This is a genomic window from Bradyrhizobium genosp. SA-3 (genome assembly GCF_004212635.1).
GTDB lineage: Bacteria > Pseudomonadota > Alphaproteobacteria > Rhizobiales > Xanthobacteraceae > Bradyrhizobium.
Genome location: NZ_PSRT01000031.1, coordinates 13,755 through 31,826 on the forward strand (window position 1 = coordinate 13,755; position 18,072 = coordinate 31,826).

15 protein-coding genes and 1 pseudogene are annotated in these 18,072 nt (G+C 62.1%); 14 read left to right on the forward strand and 2 right to left on the reverse strand.

Annotated features, from left to right (window positions below):
• Positions 1-34: 34 nt before the first annotated feature.
• From CWO91_RS13095 to CWO91_RS13160, 14 genes and pseudogenes are all read left to right on the forward strand, one after another.
• On the forward strand, positions 35-985 hold the full coding sequence (locus CWO91_RS13095; RefSeq protein ID WP_130213827.1) for an ABC transporter permease: 951 nt from the start codon (positions 35-37) through the stop codon (positions 983-985).
• A gap of 36 nt (positions 986-1,021) precedes the next feature.
• Positions 1,022-1,900, forward strand: coding sequence for an ABC transporter permease (locus CWO91_RS13100; RefSeq protein ID WP_130213828.1), 879 nt, complete (start codon positions 1,022-1,024; stop codon positions 1,898-1,900).
• Positions 1,901-1,954: 54 nt separating this feature from the next.
• A complete protein-coding gene (locus CWO91_RS13105; RefSeq protein ID WP_130213829.1) occupies positions 1,955-3,265 on the forward strand; it encodes an NAD(P)/FAD-dependent oxidoreductase in 1,311 nt (436 codons plus the stop codon).
• A 74-nt stretch (positions 3,266-3,339) separates the two neighbouring features.
• Complete coding sequence (gene thrC, locus CWO91_RS13110; RefSeq protein WP_130213830.1) at positions 3,340-4,761, forward strand: threonine synthase; 1,422 nt, start codon at positions 3,340-3,342, stop codon at positions 4,759-4,761.
• Between the two features lie 32 nt (positions 4,762-4,793).
• A complete protein-coding gene (locus CWO91_RS13115) occupies positions 4,794-5,747 on the forward strand; it encodes a homoserine kinase (RefSeq protein ID WP_130213831.1) in 954 nt (317 codons plus the stop codon).
• 31 nt (positions 5,748-5,778) lie between these two features.
• Positions 5,779-6,981 (forward strand): glycine C-acetyltransferase, encoded by a 1,203-nt coding sequence (locus tag CWO91_RS13120; RefSeq protein WP_130213832.1) that lies wholly within the window; start codon positions 5,779-5,781, stop codon positions 6,979-6,981.
• A gap of 19 nt (positions 6,982-7,000) precedes the next feature.
• A complete protein-coding gene (gene tdh / locus CWO91_RS13125; protein WP_130213833.1) occupies positions 7,001-8,029 on the forward strand; it encodes an L-threonine 3-dehydrogenase in 1,029 nt (342 codons plus the stop codon).
• A 322-nt stretch (positions 8,030-8,351) separates the two neighbouring features.
• A complete protein-coding gene (locus tag CWO91_RS13130) occupies positions 8,352-9,119 on the forward strand; it encodes a GNAT family N-acetyltransferase (RefSeq protein ID WP_245471234.1) in 768 nt (255 codons plus the stop codon).
• Positions 9,120-9,175: 56 nt separating this feature from the next.
• Positions 9,176-10,315, forward strand: a complete 1,140-nt coding sequence (locus CWO91_RS13135; RefSeq protein ID WP_245471235.1) for an alanine racemase — start codon at positions 9,176-9,178, stop codon at positions 10,313-10,315.
• A gap of 201 nt (positions 10,316-10,516) precedes the next feature.
• Positions 10,517-10,738: a hypothetical protein gene (locus tag CWO91_RS43715; RefSeq protein WP_208753019.1), complete on the forward strand. Its 222-nt coding sequence runs from the start codon at positions 10,517-10,519 to the stop codon at positions 10,736-10,738.
• Positions 10,735-12,192 (forward strand): aldehyde dehydrogenase family protein, encoded by a 1,458-nt coding sequence (locus tag CWO91_RS13145; protein WP_130213836.1) that lies wholly within the window; start codon positions 10,735-10,737, stop codon positions 12,190-12,192. The genes CWO91_RS43715 and CWO91_RS13145 overlap by 4 nt, the downstream gene beginning before the upstream one ends.
• Before the next feature lie 231 nt (positions 12,193-12,423).
• Positions 12,424-13,743, forward strand: a complete 1,320-nt coding sequence (locus CWO91_RS13150) for an NAD(P)/FAD-dependent oxidoreductase (protein WP_130213837.1) — start codon at positions 12,424-12,426, stop codon at positions 13,741-13,743.
• Positions 13,744-14,192: 449 nt separating this feature from the next.
• A pseudogene (locus tag CWO91_RS45425) lies at positions 14,193-14,740 on the forward strand (ABC transporter substrate-binding protein).
• 322 nt (positions 14,741-15,062) lie between these two features.
• Complete coding sequence (locus CWO91_RS13160; RefSeq protein ID WP_130213838.1) at positions 15,063-15,494, forward strand: hypothetical protein; 432 nt, start codon at positions 15,063-15,065, stop codon at positions 15,492-15,494.
• Between the two features lie 660 nt (positions 15,495-16,154).
• Here the strand turns inward: CWO91_RS13160 and CWO91_RS13165 are convergent.
• Positions 16,155-17,057: an ABC transporter permease gene (locus CWO91_RS13165; protein WP_130213839.1), complete on the reverse strand. Its 903-nt coding sequence runs from the start codon at positions 17,055-17,057 to the stop codon at positions 16,155-16,157.
• Positions 17,058-17,075: 18 nt separating this feature from the next.
• Positions 17,076-18,047 carry an ABC transporter permease gene (locus tag CWO91_RS13170; protein WP_130213840.1) on the reverse strand — a complete coding sequence of 324 codons (972 nt, stop codon included), beginning with the start codon at positions 18,045-18,047 and terminating at the stop codon, positions 17,076-17,078.
• Between the last annotated feature and the right edge of the window lie 25 nt (positions 18,048-18,072).

Sequence of the window (18,072 nt, forward strand, 5' to 3'; positions counted from 1 at the left end):
GCGGGCGGCACTGTCACACTAACGGAGGGCTCGAATGTCCGGGTTCTTGCTCAATCGTCTCTCGCAGAGCATCGTGCTGCTGGTGATCGTCTCGATCATCGGCTTCACGGTTCTCAACCTCATGCCGGGCGGTCCTCTCGCGCAATTCGGGCTCGATCCCGGCATGACCCAGAAGGATGTCGAGCGGCTCGCAGCGCAGCTGGGGCTGAACCGACCGCTGTGGATTCAGTATCTCGATTGGGCCTGGCGGCTAATCCGGGGGGACTGGGGACACTCCTTCCGCGATGGCTCTGCGGTGCTGGCGGTGATCGGCCGACATCTTTTGGCGACACTGCTGCTGATGGGCACATCCACCGCATTAGCGATCGCGGCCGGCACCTGGATCGGGATCCGCGGTGCCACCCACCGCTACTCCCTGTTCGACTACTGTGCGACGGTCGGCGCCATGGTCGCACTGTCGGTGCCGACCTTCTGGTTCGGTCTCATCGGCATCTACATCTTCACCCTGAAGCTCGGCTGGGTTCCTGCAGGCAACATGTACACGATCGGCGACGGCTCGGTGCCGGACTATCTGCATCATCTGATTCTGCCGAGCCTGGTGCTGTCGCTGGTTCACGTCGCGATCTGGAGCCGTTACATGCGCACGGCGACCCTCGATGCGCTCAGCCAGGATTTCGTCAAGGCGGCCCGCGCCAAGGGGGTAAGCGAACGCCGCATCTTGCTGAAACATGTCGTCGGCAATGCGCTGTTGCCGATGATCACGCTGGCTGGCATGCAGCTGCCCAGCATTCTGACCGGCGCGTTGGTGACCGAGACGGTCTTCACCTGGCCGGGAATGGGGCGGCTGTTTCTCGACAGCCTCGGCTACAGCGACTATCCGATGGTGATGGGGCTGCTGATCTTCTCGGCCATTTTGGTCGTGCTGGGCAACCTGATCGCCGACATCGTCATCGCGACCGTCGACCCGCGCATTCGCCTGGGCTGAGCCCGCGCACTTACGCCTGTTAGCAGGAGGCAAAACATGACCGCCATCGTCGCGCACGCAGCTCCGACCCGCTGGTGGCACAGCCGTGCGGTTGGCCGCTTCATGCGCCATCATCTGGCCCTGGTGGGGATCGCGACGATCACCCTGCTTGTGCTGGCGTGCGCCATCGGTCCCTATGCTTTGCCTTACGACTCGCTCCAGATAGATCTGCGCGCCCGCTTTGCTCCACCCCTGACAGGCAACCATTATTTCGGCACGGATCCTTTGGGGCGTGACCTCGCCGTGCGACTGTTGATGGCCGGGCGGGTTTCGCTGCTGGTGGGATTCTCCGCGATGCTGCTCTCGACGCTGATCGGCACGCTGGTCGGCGTGACGGCCGGCTATCGCGGCGGTTGGGTCGGGGCAGCACTGATGCGCATGGTGGACGGCTTCCTGTCCTATCCCTCGATCTTCCTAGTGCTGGCCTTGGCCGCGACGCTGCGGCCGAGCCCGGTGATGATCACCGTGATCATTGCCGTCACCAGCTGGATGGAAACTGCGCGTATTGTGGAGGCCGAGGTCCGCTCGCTGCGTGAGCGCGAGTTTGTCCAGGCTGCGCGCATGGTGGGGTTGAGCCGCAGTCACATTATGTTCGGCGAGGTCCTGCCCAATGCGATGGGCCCGATCATCGTCGCCGCAAGTCTGGCGGTAGCCCGCGCGATCCTTCTGGAAGCCTATATCAGCTTCCTCGGCTACGGGATCCAGCCGCCGCTGCCGAGCTGGGGCAACATGCTCAACGGCGCCCAGCAATATCTGGCCAGCGCTCCATGGCTCGCCATCATTCCCGGTGCTGCGATTACGATCGCGGTGACGAGCTTCAACTTCATCGGCGACGGGTTGCGAGATGCGCTCGACGTTCGAAACGACCACATTTGATCAATGTGAGCCGGGCCACGCCTGACCATAACAAAATATAAGAGAAGCAAACGCATGCACGCGTCCAGAATTGACGAGAAGGCGACGCCCTATTGGTGGGAAGCCGCCCCGCTCAAGCCGCTGCCTCAGCAGCCATTGCCCAAGAAGCTCGACGTGCTGATCGTGGGGGCGGGCTATGCAGGACTCTCGGCCGGTCTGGTGCTGGCGCGCGAGGGCCGCTCGGTTGCGGCCTATGATGCCATGGACCCTGGCGAAGGAGCTTCGACGCGCAACGGCGGTATCACCAGCGGATCCATTCGGCCCGATTACGCGACGCTCGCGCGCCGGTTCGGAGAAGAGAAGGCGCTGGCGATCGAGGCGGAAGGCAAGGCCGCGCGCGAGTTCCTGTACGATTTCATCAGGACGGAAGGCCTCGCCTGCGACTTCCAGCCGGTGGGGCAGTTCAAGGGCGCCTTCGGCTATGAACAATACGAAACCATGGCGCGCACCGCGGAGAGGCTCGCGAAGAAGCTGGCCATCGAGGCTTACGCCGTTCCCTACGCCGAGCAGCGAAAGTATATCGGCACCGATGTCTATCGCGGCGGCACAATTCGGATGGATATCGGCGGGTTGCACCCGGCGAAGTTCCACGCTGAGCTGCTGCGCGTCGCGCTCGCTTCGGGCTTGGCCGTCCACGGACGAACGCCGGTCATCTCAATCGAAGGAGAAGGCTCCGGATTCCGCGTCGTCACCGCGGCCGGCCCGGTGCAGGCGCGCCAGGTGCTGGTTTGTACCAACGGTTACACCGATGGTGCCGTGCCGTTCCTGCGCCGCAGGTTGGTCCCGGTCCGCAGTCGGATCATTGCGACGGAGGAGCTCGCGCCCGACGTCATGGCGCGGCTGATGCCGAAACGCATGATGATCACCGAGAACCGGGAGGTTGGCTTCTATTATCGTCCTTCGCCCGATGGCAAACGCATCTTGCTCGGTGGACGCGACAGCTCCCGCGTCGGTGATCCCGTGGCGCCGAAGCTGCTTCTCCGCGACGGTCTGGTCAATCTGTTTCCGGAGCTGGATGCCGTTCGCCTTTCACACAGCTGGTTCGGCAATGTGGCCATGAACCGCGACATGATTCCGCGCATCTTCGAGAAGGAAGGTATCGTCTATGCCAGCGGCTTCTGCGGGTCGGGCGTGGTCTGGGCGCCATGGGTCGGTATGCATGCGGCCCACAAGCTCATGGGACACGAGGAGCGAGCGCGCACCGCGTTCGACTTCAGGCCTCCGGCCTTCATCCCGTTCTATCGAGGCAATCCGTGGTTCATGCCTGCCTTCATTCATGGCTACCGGATGCGTGACCGGATCGCGCTGTGGCGCGCCAGCCGTTGATGGCCGGCAGCGCAGCTTACAACCCAGGGCGTGAATTCCGGAGGCACTTCCGCCTCTCGAAAAGAAGATTGACGATGCAGTACGTGTCCACGCGCGGCCATTCAGGCCGCAAGCAATTCTGCGAGGCGTTGCTTGAAGGCCTCGCCCCGGATGGCGGGCTGTACGTCCCGGAGACCTATCCTCGCGTGGATCACGCCACGCTGGATGCGTGGCGTACGCTGTCCTACGCCGACCTGGCTTTCGAGATCCTGTCGCTCTATGTCGGCGATATTCCCGGTGCCGACCTGAAAGCCATCTGTGCAAAGACCTACACGCCGGAGATATTCGGAAAGCCTGACATCGCGCCGCTGCGAAAGCTGGAGACGGGAATTTACCTCCAGGAGCTGTCGAATGGTCCCACGCTGGCGTTCAAGGACATGGCCATGCAGTTGCTCGGCAATCTGCTCGAGTACGAGCTGGCGCGCCGGCAGGAGAACTTGAACATTCTTGGTGCGACCAGTGGCGACACCGGAAGCGCGGCAGAATACGCGATGCGCGGCAAGAAAGGGGTGCGGGTCTTCATGCTCTCGCCTCGGGGGCGGATGAGCGCCTTTCAACAAGCTCAGATGTTCAGCCTTCAGGACCACAACATCCACAATATCGCGATAGATGGCGTCTTCGACGATTGCCAGGACATCGTCAAGCGGGTGGCGAGCGACCTGGAGTTCAAGCAGCAATACAAGATCGGTGCGGTGAATTCGATCAACTGGGCGAGGCTCCTTGCGCAGGTCGTTTATTACTTCTCCGGTTATCTGCAGGCGTCCGAATGGGGGTCGACAAGTGTAAGCTTTGCAGTGCCTTCAGGGAATTTCGGAAACATCTGTGCAGGGCATGTTGCGCGCATGATGGGACTTCCAATATCCCGGCTGGTCCTTGCGACCAACGAGAACGACGTGCTCGACGAGTTTTTCCGTACCGGCGTGTATCGCGTCCGAAGCCGCGCTGACACGCTCGAAACGTCAAGCCCGTCCATGGACATCTCCAAGGCCTCAAATCTCGAACGCTTTGTGTTCGACCTGTTAGATCGGGACGCAGAGCGAACCAAATCGCTGTTTGACGATCAACTCCGCGAGCGAGCGTCGTTCGATCTGAGCGGAGATTCCAGCTTCGCAAGGGCGGCTACTCGCTTCGGCTTCCGCAGCGGCAAGAGCACTCATGCCGAACGGCTCGCGACGATCCGGGACACCTGGGACCGTCACGGCACCATGATCGATCCACACACTGCCGACGGCGTGAAGGTCGGACGTATGCATGTAAGTCCCGAGACGCCGATGATCGTTCTCGAAACGGCACTTCCCATCAAATTCGCAGCGACGATCAGGGAAGCGTTAGGCCGCGAGCCGGATCGCCCGCAACGTTTCGGTGGCATCGAAGATTTGCCGAAACGGGTCAGAGTCCTTCCGGCAGATGCAGAGGCGGTCAAGAACTACATCGCCGACATCGTGCACGGCAGCTGAACAGACAAGTCCGGACCGGGAGCAGCTGCACGATGGCCGTCTTTACCGAGTTGACGTTCGATGAGGTCGCAACGTTCTTTCGAGCGCTGGGTCTCGGCGCGCCTCGTTCCATTCGCGGCATCGCCAGCGGAATTGAGAATACGAACTATCTCGTCGGGACGGATGGAGAAGGTTATGTGCTCACTTTGTTTGAGCGCCTCAAATCCGAGGAATTGCCGTTTTATCTGCACTTTATGAAGCATCTTGCGGCGGGTGGCATGCCTGTGCCGGATCCGGTTGCTGACGCACATGGCGCAATCCTTCACGTACTGAAGGAGAGACCTGCCGTGGTGGTCAACCGGCTTCCTGGTGCAAGTGTGACGGAGCCCTCGGCCGCCCATTGCAGTTCCGTCGGGGAGATTCTGGCGTGCTTGCACCTGGCCGGGCGCGACTACCCGCGACAACAGGCCAATCCGCGCGGCCTCCACTGGTGGAACGAGGTCGTGCCCGTGCTCGGCCGCTATGCAACTGCCGGACAGCGTTCGCTGCTCGCGAGTGAATTGGCCTTTCAGAACCAGGTCGCTTCGTCCTCAAGCTATCGGCAACTCCCCCGGGGGCCGATCCACGCCGATCTCTTCCGCGACAACGCGTTGTTTGACGGGGAGCGCCTGTCCGGCGTCTTCGATTTCTATTTTGCCGGCTGTGACGCCTTTGTGTTCGATATTGCCGTGTGTCTTAACGACTGGTGCGTCGATCGTCGCACCGGCCGCCACGATCCCGAGCGCGTGGCGGCGTTCCTCGGCGCTTATGAGCGCGTCCGCCGACTAACCTCCTCCGAACACATGCTGCTGCCGGCAATGGAGCGCGCTGCGGCGTTTCGGTTCTGGCTATCGCGACTGTGGGATTTGCACGTGCCGCGCCAAGCTGCCCTCCTCAAGCCTCATGATCCCAGCGACTTCGAGCGCATGTTGCAAGGGCTTAGGGAAGAGATCGTATCGCCATGTTGATCCAAATCGCGGCCGTGAGGATATCGGTATCATGACGTCAAATCTGGTAATCCGGTCTCGCGAGCTCCTTTCGCAGATCGAGGGGCAGGGCTTGTACAAGCGCGAGCGACTGATCAATGGCGCACAGGCGGGACGGATCCGTGTCGCTTCCCAGACATTCGAGCGCGAACTCGTCAATCTTTGCGCCAACAACTACCTTGGCTTGGCCGATCATCCCGAGGTGATCGCGGCCGCAAAGCGAGGCCTGGATGAGTTCGGGTTCGGCATGGCGTCCGTACGATTTATCTGCGGTACGCAAACCCTCCACCGTGAACTCGAAAGAACGATCGCCCGTTACTTGTGCAAGGACGACGCGATCCTGTTCGCGGCCTGCTTCGACGCCAATGGCGGAGTGTTCGAGCCGCTCCTGGACGCCGATGACGCCATCATCTCCGATTCCCTCAATCACGCCTCCATTATCGACGGTGTGCGGCTTTGCAAGGCGAGGCGTTACCGTTTTGCCAATGGCGACATGAACGAGCTCGAGGATCGGCTCAAGGAGGCGGACAGGGACGGGGCCCGGCTCAAATTGATCGCCACGGACGGCGTGTTCTCGATGGACGGATACGTGGCCAAGCTCCCCGCGATCTGCGACCTAGCCGAGAGCTACGGCGCTGTCGTCATGGTCGATGACTGCCACGCCACCGGCCATATCGGGGAAGCCGGTCGCGGCACACCAGCGCTGACGGGCACGAGCCGGCAGGTCGAGATCGTCACGGGAACGCTCGGCAAGAGCTTGGGAGGCGCCATGGGCGGCTTCGTTACGGCATCGCAACCCATTATTGATCTGCTTCGACAGCGAGCGCGTCCCTATCTCTTCTCGAACAGCCTCGCGCCGGCGGTGGCAGCGGGATCGATCATGGCGATCCAGATCGCGGAGGGAGCCGACGACCGACGGCAGCTCCTTGGTGCGCATGCGCGGCGCTTCCGGTCGGGGCTGGAAAGAGCCGGATTCGAGCTGCTCGCGGGAGAGACGCCGATCATTCCGGTCATGCTGCACGAGGCACGGCTGGCGCAGGACATGGCAGCCGCGCTCGACAAGCGCGGCATCTATGTCGCCGCATTCTCCTATCCTGTCGTCCCCCAAGGAACGGCACGGATCAGGACACAGATGTCTGCGGCGCTGGCCGAAAAGGACGTTGATTTGGCGGTCGACGCCTTCACGGACGCGGGTAAGGCCCTTGGCGTGATTTGATGATTACAAAGGTACTCTCATGAAAGCTCTTGTTAAAGCAGCAGCCGAACCGGGGCTCTGGCTCGGCGAACGCGTGATCCCGCAGATCGGGCCGGATGACGTTCTCATCAAGGTCAACAAGACCGGGATCTGCGGCACGGATATCCATATCTACGCCTGGGACGAATGGGCGCAACGGACCGTACCTGTCCCGATGGTCGTCGGCCACGAATATGCAGGCGAGATCGCCGAGGTGGGCGCGAACGTCACGAAGTTCGTGATTGGGCAGCGCGTTTCGGGTGAGGGCCATGTCGTCGGCACGAGCAGCCGAGCTGCGCGTGGAGGGCGGTTTCACCTCGATCCTGAAACCAAGGGGATCGGTGTCAACATTCCCGGAGCCTTTGCGGAATATCTGCGTTTACCCGCTTTCAATGTCGTGCCACTCCCTGATTCCATCGACGACGAGATCGGGGCCATCCTCGATCCGCTCGGCAATGCCGTCCACACCGCGTTGTCGTTCGACCTCGTCGGCGAGGATGTGCTCATCACCGGAGCAGGTCCCATCGGCATCATGAGCGCCGCAGTCGCCCGACATGCCGGTGCGCGGCACGTCGTGGTCACCGACGTCAATCCGCACCGCCTGGCATTGGCATCGGATGTCGCTGACGTTGTTCCCGTCGACGTGACAAGGGAAGATCTTCGGTCCGTGACGCAGCGCCTGGGCATGAAGGAAGGTTTCGATATCGGGCTCGAGATGAGTGGTGCTCCCGCTGCGTTCGATCAATTGGTGGAAAATCTGGTGATGGGCGGCAAGATTGCCATGCTCGGCATCCCCGCTCGGCCCGCGACAGTCGACTGGACCAAGCTTGTCTTCAAGATGCTTACCGTCAAGGGAATCTACGGTCGGGAGATGTTCGAGACCTGGCACAAGATGCTCGCAATGCTCGAAAGCGGCCTCGACATCCGAAAGATCATCACCCATCGTCTGCCTGTCGCCGAGTTCAAGACCGGCTTCGAGATCATGCGGAGTGGCAATTGCGGCAAGATCGTTCTTGACTGGAAAGCGTAAGTACGCGCCTGCGAGAATCCTTCCAAGGCGTATGTGGCGCGCGCGCTGACAGCAGATTGGACCTCCTGCGGCATCATCAACGAAATACTATGCCGAACTTTATTCCAGCCTGATGCGTAATGCTGTCGGGCCCTAGCTACGCTGTAGATCATGCGGTGAGTCAGATGGTACTCGCCTGGCAAGTGCTGGCGATCAGGCTGGCAACCCGAGCAAGAGACGCCGACATATTATGACAACCGCAGCTCCTCAGACGAATGACGGCGTGGTCGTCGTCCCTTTCAATACATCGCATCTGCAAGGCGCCCTGAAGCTCTCGCAGGAGATGTCCTGGCCCTATCGGCTCGTGGATTGGGATGTCGCGCTACAGTTGGGAAAAGGCTTTGTTCTGGAGCGTGGCGGGACGGTGATCGGGACCGCGGCATGGTGGCCGTATGGCGAGACCCATGCTTCCGCAGGTATGATCATCGTCGCGAACGCCGCTCAGGGCCGTGGCTATGGCGCCCGACTTATGGATGCGTTGCTGGCGTCCGCGCGTCCACGAAGCATTGCGCTGAATTCGACCGCCGAAGGCCAGGCGCTTTACCGGCGGCGCGGTTTCGTCCCTATCGGGGTCATCCACCAGCATCAGGGAATTCCCAGAGAACCCCGCGAGGCGTCCCGGTCGGACCTCGTGAGGTCAATAGCCGCAATCGATTTCGAGGCGATCATGCGGCTCGATCGCGAGGCTACGGGCTTGGAGAGGCGACAGATGCTCGAAAAGCTGCTCCACAGCGGTGATGGCTATGTCCTGCAGCGTGACGGCATGGCCCGCGGCTACGCTATCTCCCGGCTTTTCGGCCGCGGGCATGTAATCGGTCCTGTCGTCGCCGAAACCCCGACGGATGCACAGGCGCTGATCGAGACTGCGCTCGCGCGGCTAGGCAGTGTTTTTGTCCGCATCGACACCTCTGCCACATCGCAACTCGGGGAGTGGCTCGAAGGCATCGGCCTGGAGCAGGTCGGCGATGCCACCACCATGATCTTGGGCACGCCGGCACCATCGAGCGGGCCGGCGCGCGTGTTTGCGATTCCCAATCAGTCGTTCGGCTAGGAGGCACTGACGTGCTACGCGAGGAGATGAGCAGAACGGATCACCAGAACTCTGAGATGGCTGCAACGCTCGGCAGGCTGGCAACGCCGGCTCTCCTGCTCGACAAGCATCGGCTCGATCGCAATCTCGCCCGTCTGTCCTCGCGCATGGCGAAGCGGGGCATCGTGCTGCGTCCCCACATGAAAACCGCGAAATCCATCGACGTGGCCCGACGGGCCTATCCGTCCGGATCGGGGCCGATCACTGTCTCCACCCTGGCGGAAGCCGAGTACTTCGCGCGGCACGGTTTTCGCGACATGACTTATGCGGTGGGTCTGGCGCCCCACACAGCTGAAAGAGCGATGCGTCTGCGCAAAGCAGGCGTCGACCTCAAGGTACTGCTCGATTCGCCGGAGCAGGCGAGAATGCTCGGCGCCGCCGGTCGTGCCGCTAGTGTCACACCGACCGCGTTCATCGAGATCGACTGCGATGGTCACCGCGGCGGGCTGACCGCCAACGATCCAAAGCTCATTGCAGTCGCGGTCGCGCTGGGCGAGGCCGGCGTCAAGCTTGCCGGGATCCTCACCCATGCCGGCGAATCCTACAGCCTCTTCACGCCCGAGGCTCTCGTTGCGGCCGCGGAGAATGAGAGGGCAGTGGCGGTTGCCGCGGCGGAGGCCTTGCGGGCGGCCGGGCACCAATGCCCCATCGTGAGCGTCGGCTCGACTCCGACAGCGCATTTCGCCGAAGACCTGACCGGCGTCACGGAAATGCGGGCCGGCGTCTACATGTTCTTCGATCTGGTCATGCACGGTGTTGGTGTCTGCACGACGGACGACATCGCGATCTCGGTGCTCACAACCGTGATCGGCACCAAGCCCGAGAAGGGCTGGATTTTGGTCGATTCGGGGTGGATGGCGCTGTCGCGCGACCGCGGCACCGCGGTGCAGCAGGTCGATCAGGGCTACGGTCTGGTCTGCGATCTTTCCGGCAAGGTCTACCCAGATCTGATCGTTGCCCAGGCGAGCCAGGAGCACGGCATCCTCGCCATCAGGCCCGGGTCGGAGCGCGCTTTGCCCGGCCTTTCAGTCGGCGCGAAGGTCCGGATTCTGCCCAACCACGCCTGCGCGACGGCGTCGCAGCACGAGCTGTACAACGTCGTCTCCGCCGGAAGCGATGCGATCGAAGCGCGATGGCCGCGGATCCGCGGCTGGTAGGCACGCCAACAGAGATGGGTCGCTCGCAATCTGCGAGATTTCGGAGCCGGGCTATGAAGCTCACATCAAATTGGCTGGATACATCGGGGCCATTCACAAGCGCGGCCGCAAAATCGGTGCAGGGCATCTGCGACGTCGCAATCATCGGCGGTGGCCTGACCAGCTCTTCCGTCGCACTGGCGCTCGCAAAGGAGGGCGCGCGTGCTGCTGCCCGAAGCCGAGACGATCGGGCACGCTGCGTCCGGCCGCAACGGCGGGATGTGTACACTGATGGGGACGATCATGGCTGACGTCGTGGACGAGCGCAACGAGCTCAATCCCTGGCAAGACTTCCCCGGGCCGGCCATTCCAGGTCATCTCGGTCCGCCCTGGTTCCTTCCGCTGGTCGGCGCCTACTATCGCATCAAGGACCGTTTCCAATGACCTCGCCCGTTCGATACCTGACGGAAGCCGGCTTCCTCGGCAAGTTCTACATCGATGGAGAATGGCGGAAGCCCGCTGGATCGGCCATCGCGAGCGTCGTCGATCCGGCGACCGAGCAGCCGATCGCCGAAATCGCGCTCGGCGATGAGAAGGATGTGGACTGCGCGGTCTCCGCCGCCAGACGAGCCTTCGCCAGCTGGTCCGCTACGTCACCTGCCGAGCGGGCGCTGCTGCTCGACCGCGTGCATGGTTTGCTCCTCGATCGACTGGAGTTGTTTGCGCAGGCCCTCACCTGCGAAATGGGAGCCGCCATCACTTACGCGCGCCGCGCTCAGGTGCCGCTGGCCGCCGAACATATTCGTGTCGCCCGCGACAATCTCGCGACCTATCCGTTCGTCACTCGGCGCGGCAGCACCGCGATCATGCGCGAGGCGATCGGCGTCTGCGGCCTCATCACGCCCTGGAATTGGCCGCTCTATCAGATCACCGCCAAGGTCGGTCCGGCACTCGCAGCCGGCTGCACGGTGGTGTTGAAGCCGAGCGAATTGTCGCCACTGAGCGCGTTGCTGTTCGCCGAGGTGATGGACGATGCCCGTTGTCCGCCCGGCGTCTTCAACCTCATCAACGGGACAGGTCCGCTCGCCGGTGCGGCTCTGGCGGCGCACCCGCAAGTCGACATGATCTCGATCACCGGCTCGACGCGGGCAGGGGTGCTCGTCGCGCAAGCCGCGGCGCCCACCGTCAAACGCGTTGCCCAGGAGCTCGGCGGCAAGTCGCCGAACATCATTTTGCCGGATGCTGATCTGCGCCGGGCAGTTCCGCTCGGCGTCGGCGCCGCCTTCCGCAATCTCGGCCAATCCTGCAGCGCACCGACGCGCATGCTCGTGTCTCGCTCACACATGGAAGAGGTCGAGACTTTGGCGGCAGCGGCCCCTTCAGAACTGGTGGTCGGCGATCCCCTTGCGGAAAGCACGACCCATGGCCCGATCGCCAACCGGCCGCAGTTCGAGCGCGTGCAGACCATGATCGGTGTCGGCCTGGATGAAGGCGCCAAGCTCGTCATCGGCGGGCCCGGGCGGCCCGGCGACCTTCAGATTGGCTTCTATGCGCGGCCGACCATTTTCTCGAACGTCCGTCGCGACATGAGGATCGCGCAGGAGGAAATCTTCGGCCCGGTGCTGTCGATCATCCCGTACGACACCGTGGACGAAGCGATCGAGATCGCCAACGACACTGTCTATGGGCTCGGCGCCCATGTGCAGGGCACCGATATGGAGACAGTGCGGGCCGTCGCCGGGAAGATCCAATCAGGTCAAGTCCATCTCAACTACCCCGATTGGGACCCCAACGCACCCTTCGGCGGTTACAAGCGCTCCGGCAACGGTCGCGAATACGGCATCGAGGGGGTGGAGGAGTATCTCGAAACGAAGGCAGTTCTCGGATTCTACCGATAGCTCAATATCGGCTCCGAAAAGCTGCGGCATCGCGCCTTAAATGAAACGCTTGCTTGTTCTTGCAACCATGCTCGGCCGGGCTTGAGCAGCTTCGTTCAATCAAGCGGCCAAAAACCCGAACATCTTGCGAAGTCCTGGATGATTTCAGCACATTCTACCGAGCGCACGGTGCGATGAAAGGCTGATCGGAACTTTGCTTCCGCATTCTTGGCAGCCGAGGTTCGTTGGAACATGTGCCACGTCGAGCGCATTCACAGCGATGAGCGTCTTCCGGCCGAGGCGGACGTCGTCGTCGTCGGCGGCGGCATCCTCGGCTCTACGGCCGCCTATTACCTGGCGAAGCGCGGCCTCTCCGTGGCGCTTCTCGAGAAGGGCCACGTCGCCTGTGAACAATCGAGCCGAAACTGGGGTTGGTGCCGCCAGCAGAACCGCGACCGGCGCGAACTGCCGCTATCGGTGCTCTCCATGCGGCTGTGGGACGAACTCACGCGCGATATCAATCGGGACCTTGGTTTTCGTCGCTGCGGTCTCGTCTATGCGACCCATGACGAGGCTGTGCTCGCCGGCTGGGAAAAGTGGCGCGAGGTCGCCAGGGAGTACGACGTCGACACCTGCGTGCTGAGCCGGGCGGAGGTGGCCGAGCGCGTCCCCGAAGCGCGCGACAAATGGGTCGGCGGGACCTATTCGGAGCGGGACGGCAAGGCCGAACCTGCGCTGGCCGCGCCGGCTATCGCCGATGGGGCCAGAGTGCTGGGCGCCACAATCCACCAGGGATGTGCCGCTCGGGCGCTCGACTTGGCCAATGGCAAGATCGCGGGCGTGCACACGGAGAAGGGCTATATCAGAACCAGTGCGGTGCTTTGCGCCGCCGGCGCCTGGTCCTCGCGCTTCCTTCGGCCGCTCGGGATCAGTTTCCCCCAAGCAAGCATCCGGCAGACCGCGCTGCGTTCTACCCCGACAATCAACATAGGCGAGGCGGTCTCCACACCCTACTGCACGATCACGCGCCGACTGGACGGCAGCTACACGCTCGCGATCAGCGGCAAGGCGAACCTCGAAATCACGCCCCAGGCTATCCGGTATAGCCGGGAATTCATGCCGCAATTCTTGCGTCGCCTGAAGAACGTCAGGCTCGGCGTCGGCCAATCGTTCGTTTCGGGGCCGGATTCAATGCCGGCGCTGCTGACCAACGACGATCGGATCTTCGAACAGAATCGCGTGCTGGATCCTCCGCCCTTGAAATGGCTGGTGAGCCAAGTGGTGGAGAGTGTCCGGAAAACCTTCCCCCAACTCGGCGAAATAGATATCGATAGCGCCTGGGGCGGCTTCGTCGATTGCACGCCGGACGCAGTGCCTGTGGTGTCGCAGGTGGACGGGGTGGAAGGCCTCGTCCTCGCGGCGGGCTGCTCGGGTCACGGCTTCGGTTTGGGCCCGGGGCTCGGCTATCTGGCCGCGGAGCTTGTCGTCAACGACACGCCTTGCGTCGATCCCGCACCGTTCCGGCTGTCGCGCCTGGTCGATGGCTCCAAGCTGGACATCGCCGCCATCTGAAGATCGAGCCGGAAGTCAAGCCTGACGCGCACCAAGCGACGTCAAGGTGTCGGCAGACGAGTGAGCGGGACCCCGACGTTTCCGCGCCGTCAAGTCCGCCGGCGCATGAGCGCAAAGCGGTAGGAGTTGCGCCAGAATTCGCGCGGAAGGGCGCCGCGCTCGGTCGACTTTCCCGATCGGCAGCATTATCGCCTGGAGCAAAGGTCGGGGCTGCGGTCATCGTCGTTACATCGGGCGCTGTGTCCAACCTTCGGGGCATCCCGCCTGCGGCTGAAGGCGGCGCAGTCTACGACACGATCTTTGGGGTCCTCACGCACGCGGCGATCTTCCTGGTCCTGCTCGAGCGGCATGACCACCCACGTCAACCAGGTTCATCACGTCGCCACCATCACTCAGGTCGCAAAAGACTCGGTGAAGACAAAGACTGGCTGCGCGACATTGCTATCGAAATGGAGATTGAGGACGGCCTGATCTGGTTCTATGGCGTCAGCGAAGATGGTGTTCAGGCGTTCGCGGCGACGACAGGACGTGCGGTCCTCGAGGCGGGCGGAAAATCCAAGTTCTTCGTTCAGGCAAACTACGCGTTCGGCGCCTCGGTGCTCGAGGATGCTCGTTCGGTCATCTCGGCAGCCGGGGGGAAGATTCTGGGGACGGTGAAGAGCGACTACGCATCGTTCCTCCTTCAGGCCCAGTCGAGCGGTGCGGAAGTCATTGGCTTCGCGAGCGCCAGTGCGGACTCCTCGAATTTGATCAAGCAGGCCTAACAGCGGACGGCAAAACCAGGCTTGCCGCTCTATTGTGCATCATTCCCCAAATTCACCCGCTCGGACTCTCGACCTCGAAAGGACTTCTGGTTTCGGAAGCGTTCTACTGCGATCTCAACGACGGCACGCGCGCGCTGTCCGAGTGTTATACGCGGCAGGTCGGCGGCGCTAAACCGTGCACGATTCAGGCCGGCTGCTACTCGGGGACGATGCGCTACCTGAAGGCATTGTAGCCCTTGACGTCGACAACGCCCGAAGGAGTGGCGGGGCCATCGTGACTAAAATGAAGGAGATGCCGACTGGCAATAAAGCATTCGGCAGGGGGCGGCTCCGCGAGGATGGACGCAAGATCCACGACATGCACCGAGGTCAAAGCGCCGGAACAGTCGAATAGACCCTGGGACTACTACAGATATCTCTGGACTGTCGAAGGTGAGAAGGCTTTCCGGCCGCCAGCACTGGGAAAGTGTCCTTCCGTCAAAACTTAATTCAGCAGCGTTCTGAACGACTCCGGAACGGCGGTTCGCGGCGACACGCCGATGCGTGAGGATCGACATGCGCAGCGCCGATCCCACTTACGTCGCTGCTCTCAAACTCGCTCTCTACAACGATGTTGATCTGCCCGATTTCCAGTCCGCGGCCAATCTGCTCACGCCCGATGATCCGGTCCAGCCTTTCGCGGCGCTGACGCATCGAACGCTTGCCAATTGGGGAAGCGTGCCGCGCAGCTACATCCGGACGTCAAAAGACAATGCCTTGCCCACGGCGTTGCAAAACAGGTTCATTTGCGGGGCGGACGCATTCGCGCTCAAAAACCCGACCAAAGTCTACGATATCGACAGCGGACACTCGCCGTTCATATCACGGCCGAGAGCCCTGGCCGGCATCCTGCTCGCGGTCGCAAGCGCAAGAGGTGATGAAGCGCTTCCGCCATGGGCGCGGCAACGTCGCCGCGGTCGTGCAATTTATACTCAATCCGCAAACTGAGTATAACGCCAGTAACAGCTTTAGATAGCACTATATTTTCGACGCCAGCCTTGCGAGCCGTGTGCACGGGACTTTTCGTGTGCGCGACGTGTGCACTGAGAATCCGAATTCGCGATTTCCACTTCCAATCTAGGCCCAAAATGAGCCTAGAAGGGCCACGCTACGGAAGCGTCTTCGAACCGAATTTCTCAGTCGGTCCAATAACACATAGGACTGATTGCAGCTAAAATAACCTAGCAATATGAAACACTTACGCTAGAAATTTTCCACGGCGGCCATGATCGATTGGAGCGAGAGATCAGGTTTTTCAATCGGTTAGAAGGCAGCGTGTGCAGACGTGTGCACCGAGAGATCAAGAAAAATCGCGTTCCAGCCAATGTGAGCACGCGTTCTGAAGTGGGGCAGGGCCACCTCTGGTTGGCGCACGTCCACGACCAAAATTCGGAGAATAGAGGAACAGGCGAGTGCTGACGAGCAACCTCAGTTCTCGGAAGCGGAAAGCATCACTCCTTCACCGCACGTTCGCGCAGCTCCGCTGATCCAATTGAGAACGAACGGCCCTAGTAGTGTGGGTTGGTAGCGTTCCCCCGCTACTAATTCTGCAATTTCGCACGCTGTTCTCCGATTTTCCACGCTCTGTTTCAGCTTCCTGGCATCGCATCAGCGATCGCGCAGCTTGGGATCCAGGGCATCGCGCAGCGCGTCGCCGAACAGACTGAAGCCGAAAACGGTGAGCGCGATCGCAAGACCTGGAAAGATAGCGATCCATGGCGCCGTCGAGGCGTATTCCTCGGCGCCTCCCTGCAACATCAGGCCCCATGCTGCCGTCGGCTCCTGCACGCCAAGCCCAAGATAGGATAGCGATGCCTCCGCCAGGATCGCCTGGCCGACGAATGCGGTCAGCATGATCAGGAATGGCGCCAGCACGTTCGGCACCATGTGGCGAAGTATAATGCGTGTATGGCCGAAGCCGCAGGCGCGCGCCGCATCGATATAGGGCACCTCACGGATCGCAAGCGCGCTCGAGCGCACGACCCGCGCGCAACGGGGGATGAGCGGAATTGTGATCGCCACGATCACGTTGTAGACGTCGCTGCCGAAGATGGCGATGACGGCGAGCGCCATGATGATCAGTGGGAAGGCCATTACCACATCCATGACGCGCTGCAGGACGAGGTCGAGGCGGCCGCCGAAATAGGCGCTTGCCACGCCAAGCACGAGACCGGCGCCGCCCCCAATGATCGCGCACGAGAATCCCACGATCAAGGCGGTGCGCGCACCGAACACGATGCGGGAGAACAGGTCGCGGCCAAACTGATCGGTGCCCATGAGGTGCGCCCAGCTCGGCGGTTCCGTCATGGCGGCGAAATCGTTCGACGTTGGATTGTAGGGGGCGATCCACTCGGCCGAGAGACCTGCGATCGCCATGACCAGCACCAGCACCAGGCCGACCGTGCCGAGCGGCTGGCGGCGGCAAAAGCCGATGATGCCTTCGCGCGACGGGCGCGGGCTCTCCGCCGCGGTGTCGACGGCGGAAGCGTAGGGCGGCGTGAGATCGACCATCGTGCGAGCTCCCACTCTTTAGCCGTAGCGGATGCGCGGATCGAGCCACGCATAGAGCAGATCGACCACGAGATTTGCGAACACGAAGACTGCGACCGTGAGCATGACGAGAGCCTGCGTCAGCGTATAGTCCTGATTCTGGACGGCCAGCACGAACAGGCGGCCGACGCCATTGAGGTTGAACACCTGCTCGGTCACCACGAGCCCGCCGATCAGGAAGGCGAACTCGATGCCGATCAGGGTCACGACCGGCAGCAGCGCGTTCTTGAGCGCGTGCCGGTTGATAATGAGCCGTTCGAGCAGACCCTTCGCGCGGGCGGTCCGGATATAATCCTCGCGCAGCACCTCCAGCATCGCCGAACGCGTCATCCGCATGGTGACAGCGGCGTAGCGGTAGCCGACGGTAACCGCCGGCAGAATCACCATCGACAGGTTTCGAAGTGGATCCTGCCAGAACGGGACGTAGTCGATCGGGGGCATCCAGGGCGTGCCGAATACTGCATGCGAGATGTCGAGAACGGCCAGGATGGCGACGATCCCCAGCCAGAACGACGGCGTCGCGATGCCTGCGATGGCGGTCGTGCGGACCACATGGTCGATCCAGCTGTTCTGCTTCAATGCCGAGATGGTCCCGAGCGGGACTGCGATAATGATGGCAACCACGGTCGCCATCACGGCGATTTCGAGCGAAATCGGCAAACGCGCTGCGATCTCTTCAGTGACGGGCTTGCCTGACCACATCGAGATGCCGAAGTCGAGGCGAAAGAAGCCCCACACAAAGTCCAGGAACTGTAGAATTAGCGGCCGATCGAGTCCGAGCTCGGCGTGGCAAAGCGCCACGGCGCGCGGGTCGACGCTTCCGCCACCGGAGCTGAGTCGGACCTCGCAGATGTCTCCTGGAATGAGGCGCATCAGCACGAACACGAGCGCCGCCGCTCCGACCAGCGTCGGGATCACGAGAAGCACCCGGTTCACGATATACCGGTACATCCTAAGCGTCCGATCCTGACCGCGC

Excerpts from the sequence above, each read along its gene's own strand:
- CWO91_RS13095 (WP_130213827.1), top strand. The coding sequence starts at position 35 with ATGTCCGGGTTCTTGCTCAATCGTCTCTCGCAGAGCATCGTGCTGCTG.
- CWO91_RS13100 (WP_130213828.1), top strand. The coding sequence starts at position 1,022 with ATGACCGCCATCGTCGCGCACGCAGCTCCGACCCGCTGGTGGCACAGC.
- CWO91_RS13105 (WP_130213829.1), top strand. The coding sequence starts at position 1,955 with ATGCACGCGTCCAGAATTGACGAGAAGGCGACGCCCTATTGGTGGGAA.
- thrC (WP_130213830.1), top strand. The coding sequence starts at position 3,340 with ATGCAGTACGTGTCCACGCGCGGCCATTCAGGCCGCAAGCAATTCTGC.
- CWO91_RS13115 (WP_130213831.1), top strand. The coding sequence starts at position 4,794 with ATGGCCGTCTTTACCGAGTTGACGTTCGATGAGGTCGCAACGTTCTTT.
- CWO91_RS13120 (WP_130213832.1), top strand. The coding sequence starts at position 5,779 with ATGACGTCAAATCTGGTAATCCGGTCTCGCGAGCTCCTTTCGCAGATC.
- tdh (WP_130213833.1), top strand. The coding sequence starts at position 7,001 with ATGAAAGCTCTTGTTAAAGCAGCAGCCGAACCGGGGCTCTGGCTCGGC.
- CWO91_RS13130 (WP_245471234.1), top strand. The coding sequence starts at position 8,352 with ATGTCCTGGCCCTATCGGCTCGTGGATTGGGATGTCGCGCTACAGTTG.
- CWO91_RS13135 (WP_245471235.1), top strand. The coding sequence starts at position 9,176 with ATGGCTGCAACGCTCGGCAGGCTGGCAACGCCGGCTCTCCTGCTCGAC.
- CWO91_RS13145 (WP_130213836.1), top strand. The coding sequence starts at position 10,735 with ATGACCTCGCCCGTTCGATACCTGACGGAAGCCGGCTTCCTCGGCAAG.
- CWO91_RS13150 (WP_130213837.1), top strand. The coding sequence starts at position 12,424 with ATGTGCCACGTCGAGCGCATTCACAGCGATGAGCGTCTTCCGGCCGAG.
- CWO91_RS13160 (WP_130213838.1), top strand. The coding sequence starts at position 15,063 with ATGCGCAGCGCCGATCCCACTTACGTCGCTGCTCTCAAACTCGCTCTC.
- CWO91_RS13165 (WP_130213839.1), bottom strand. The coding sequence starts at position 17,057 with ATGGTCGATCTCACGCCGCCCTACGCTTCCGCCGTCGACACCGCGGCG.
- CWO91_RS13170 (WP_130213840.1), bottom strand. The coding sequence starts at position 18,047 with ATGTACCGGTATATCGTGAACCGGGTGCTTCTCGTGATCCCGACGCTG.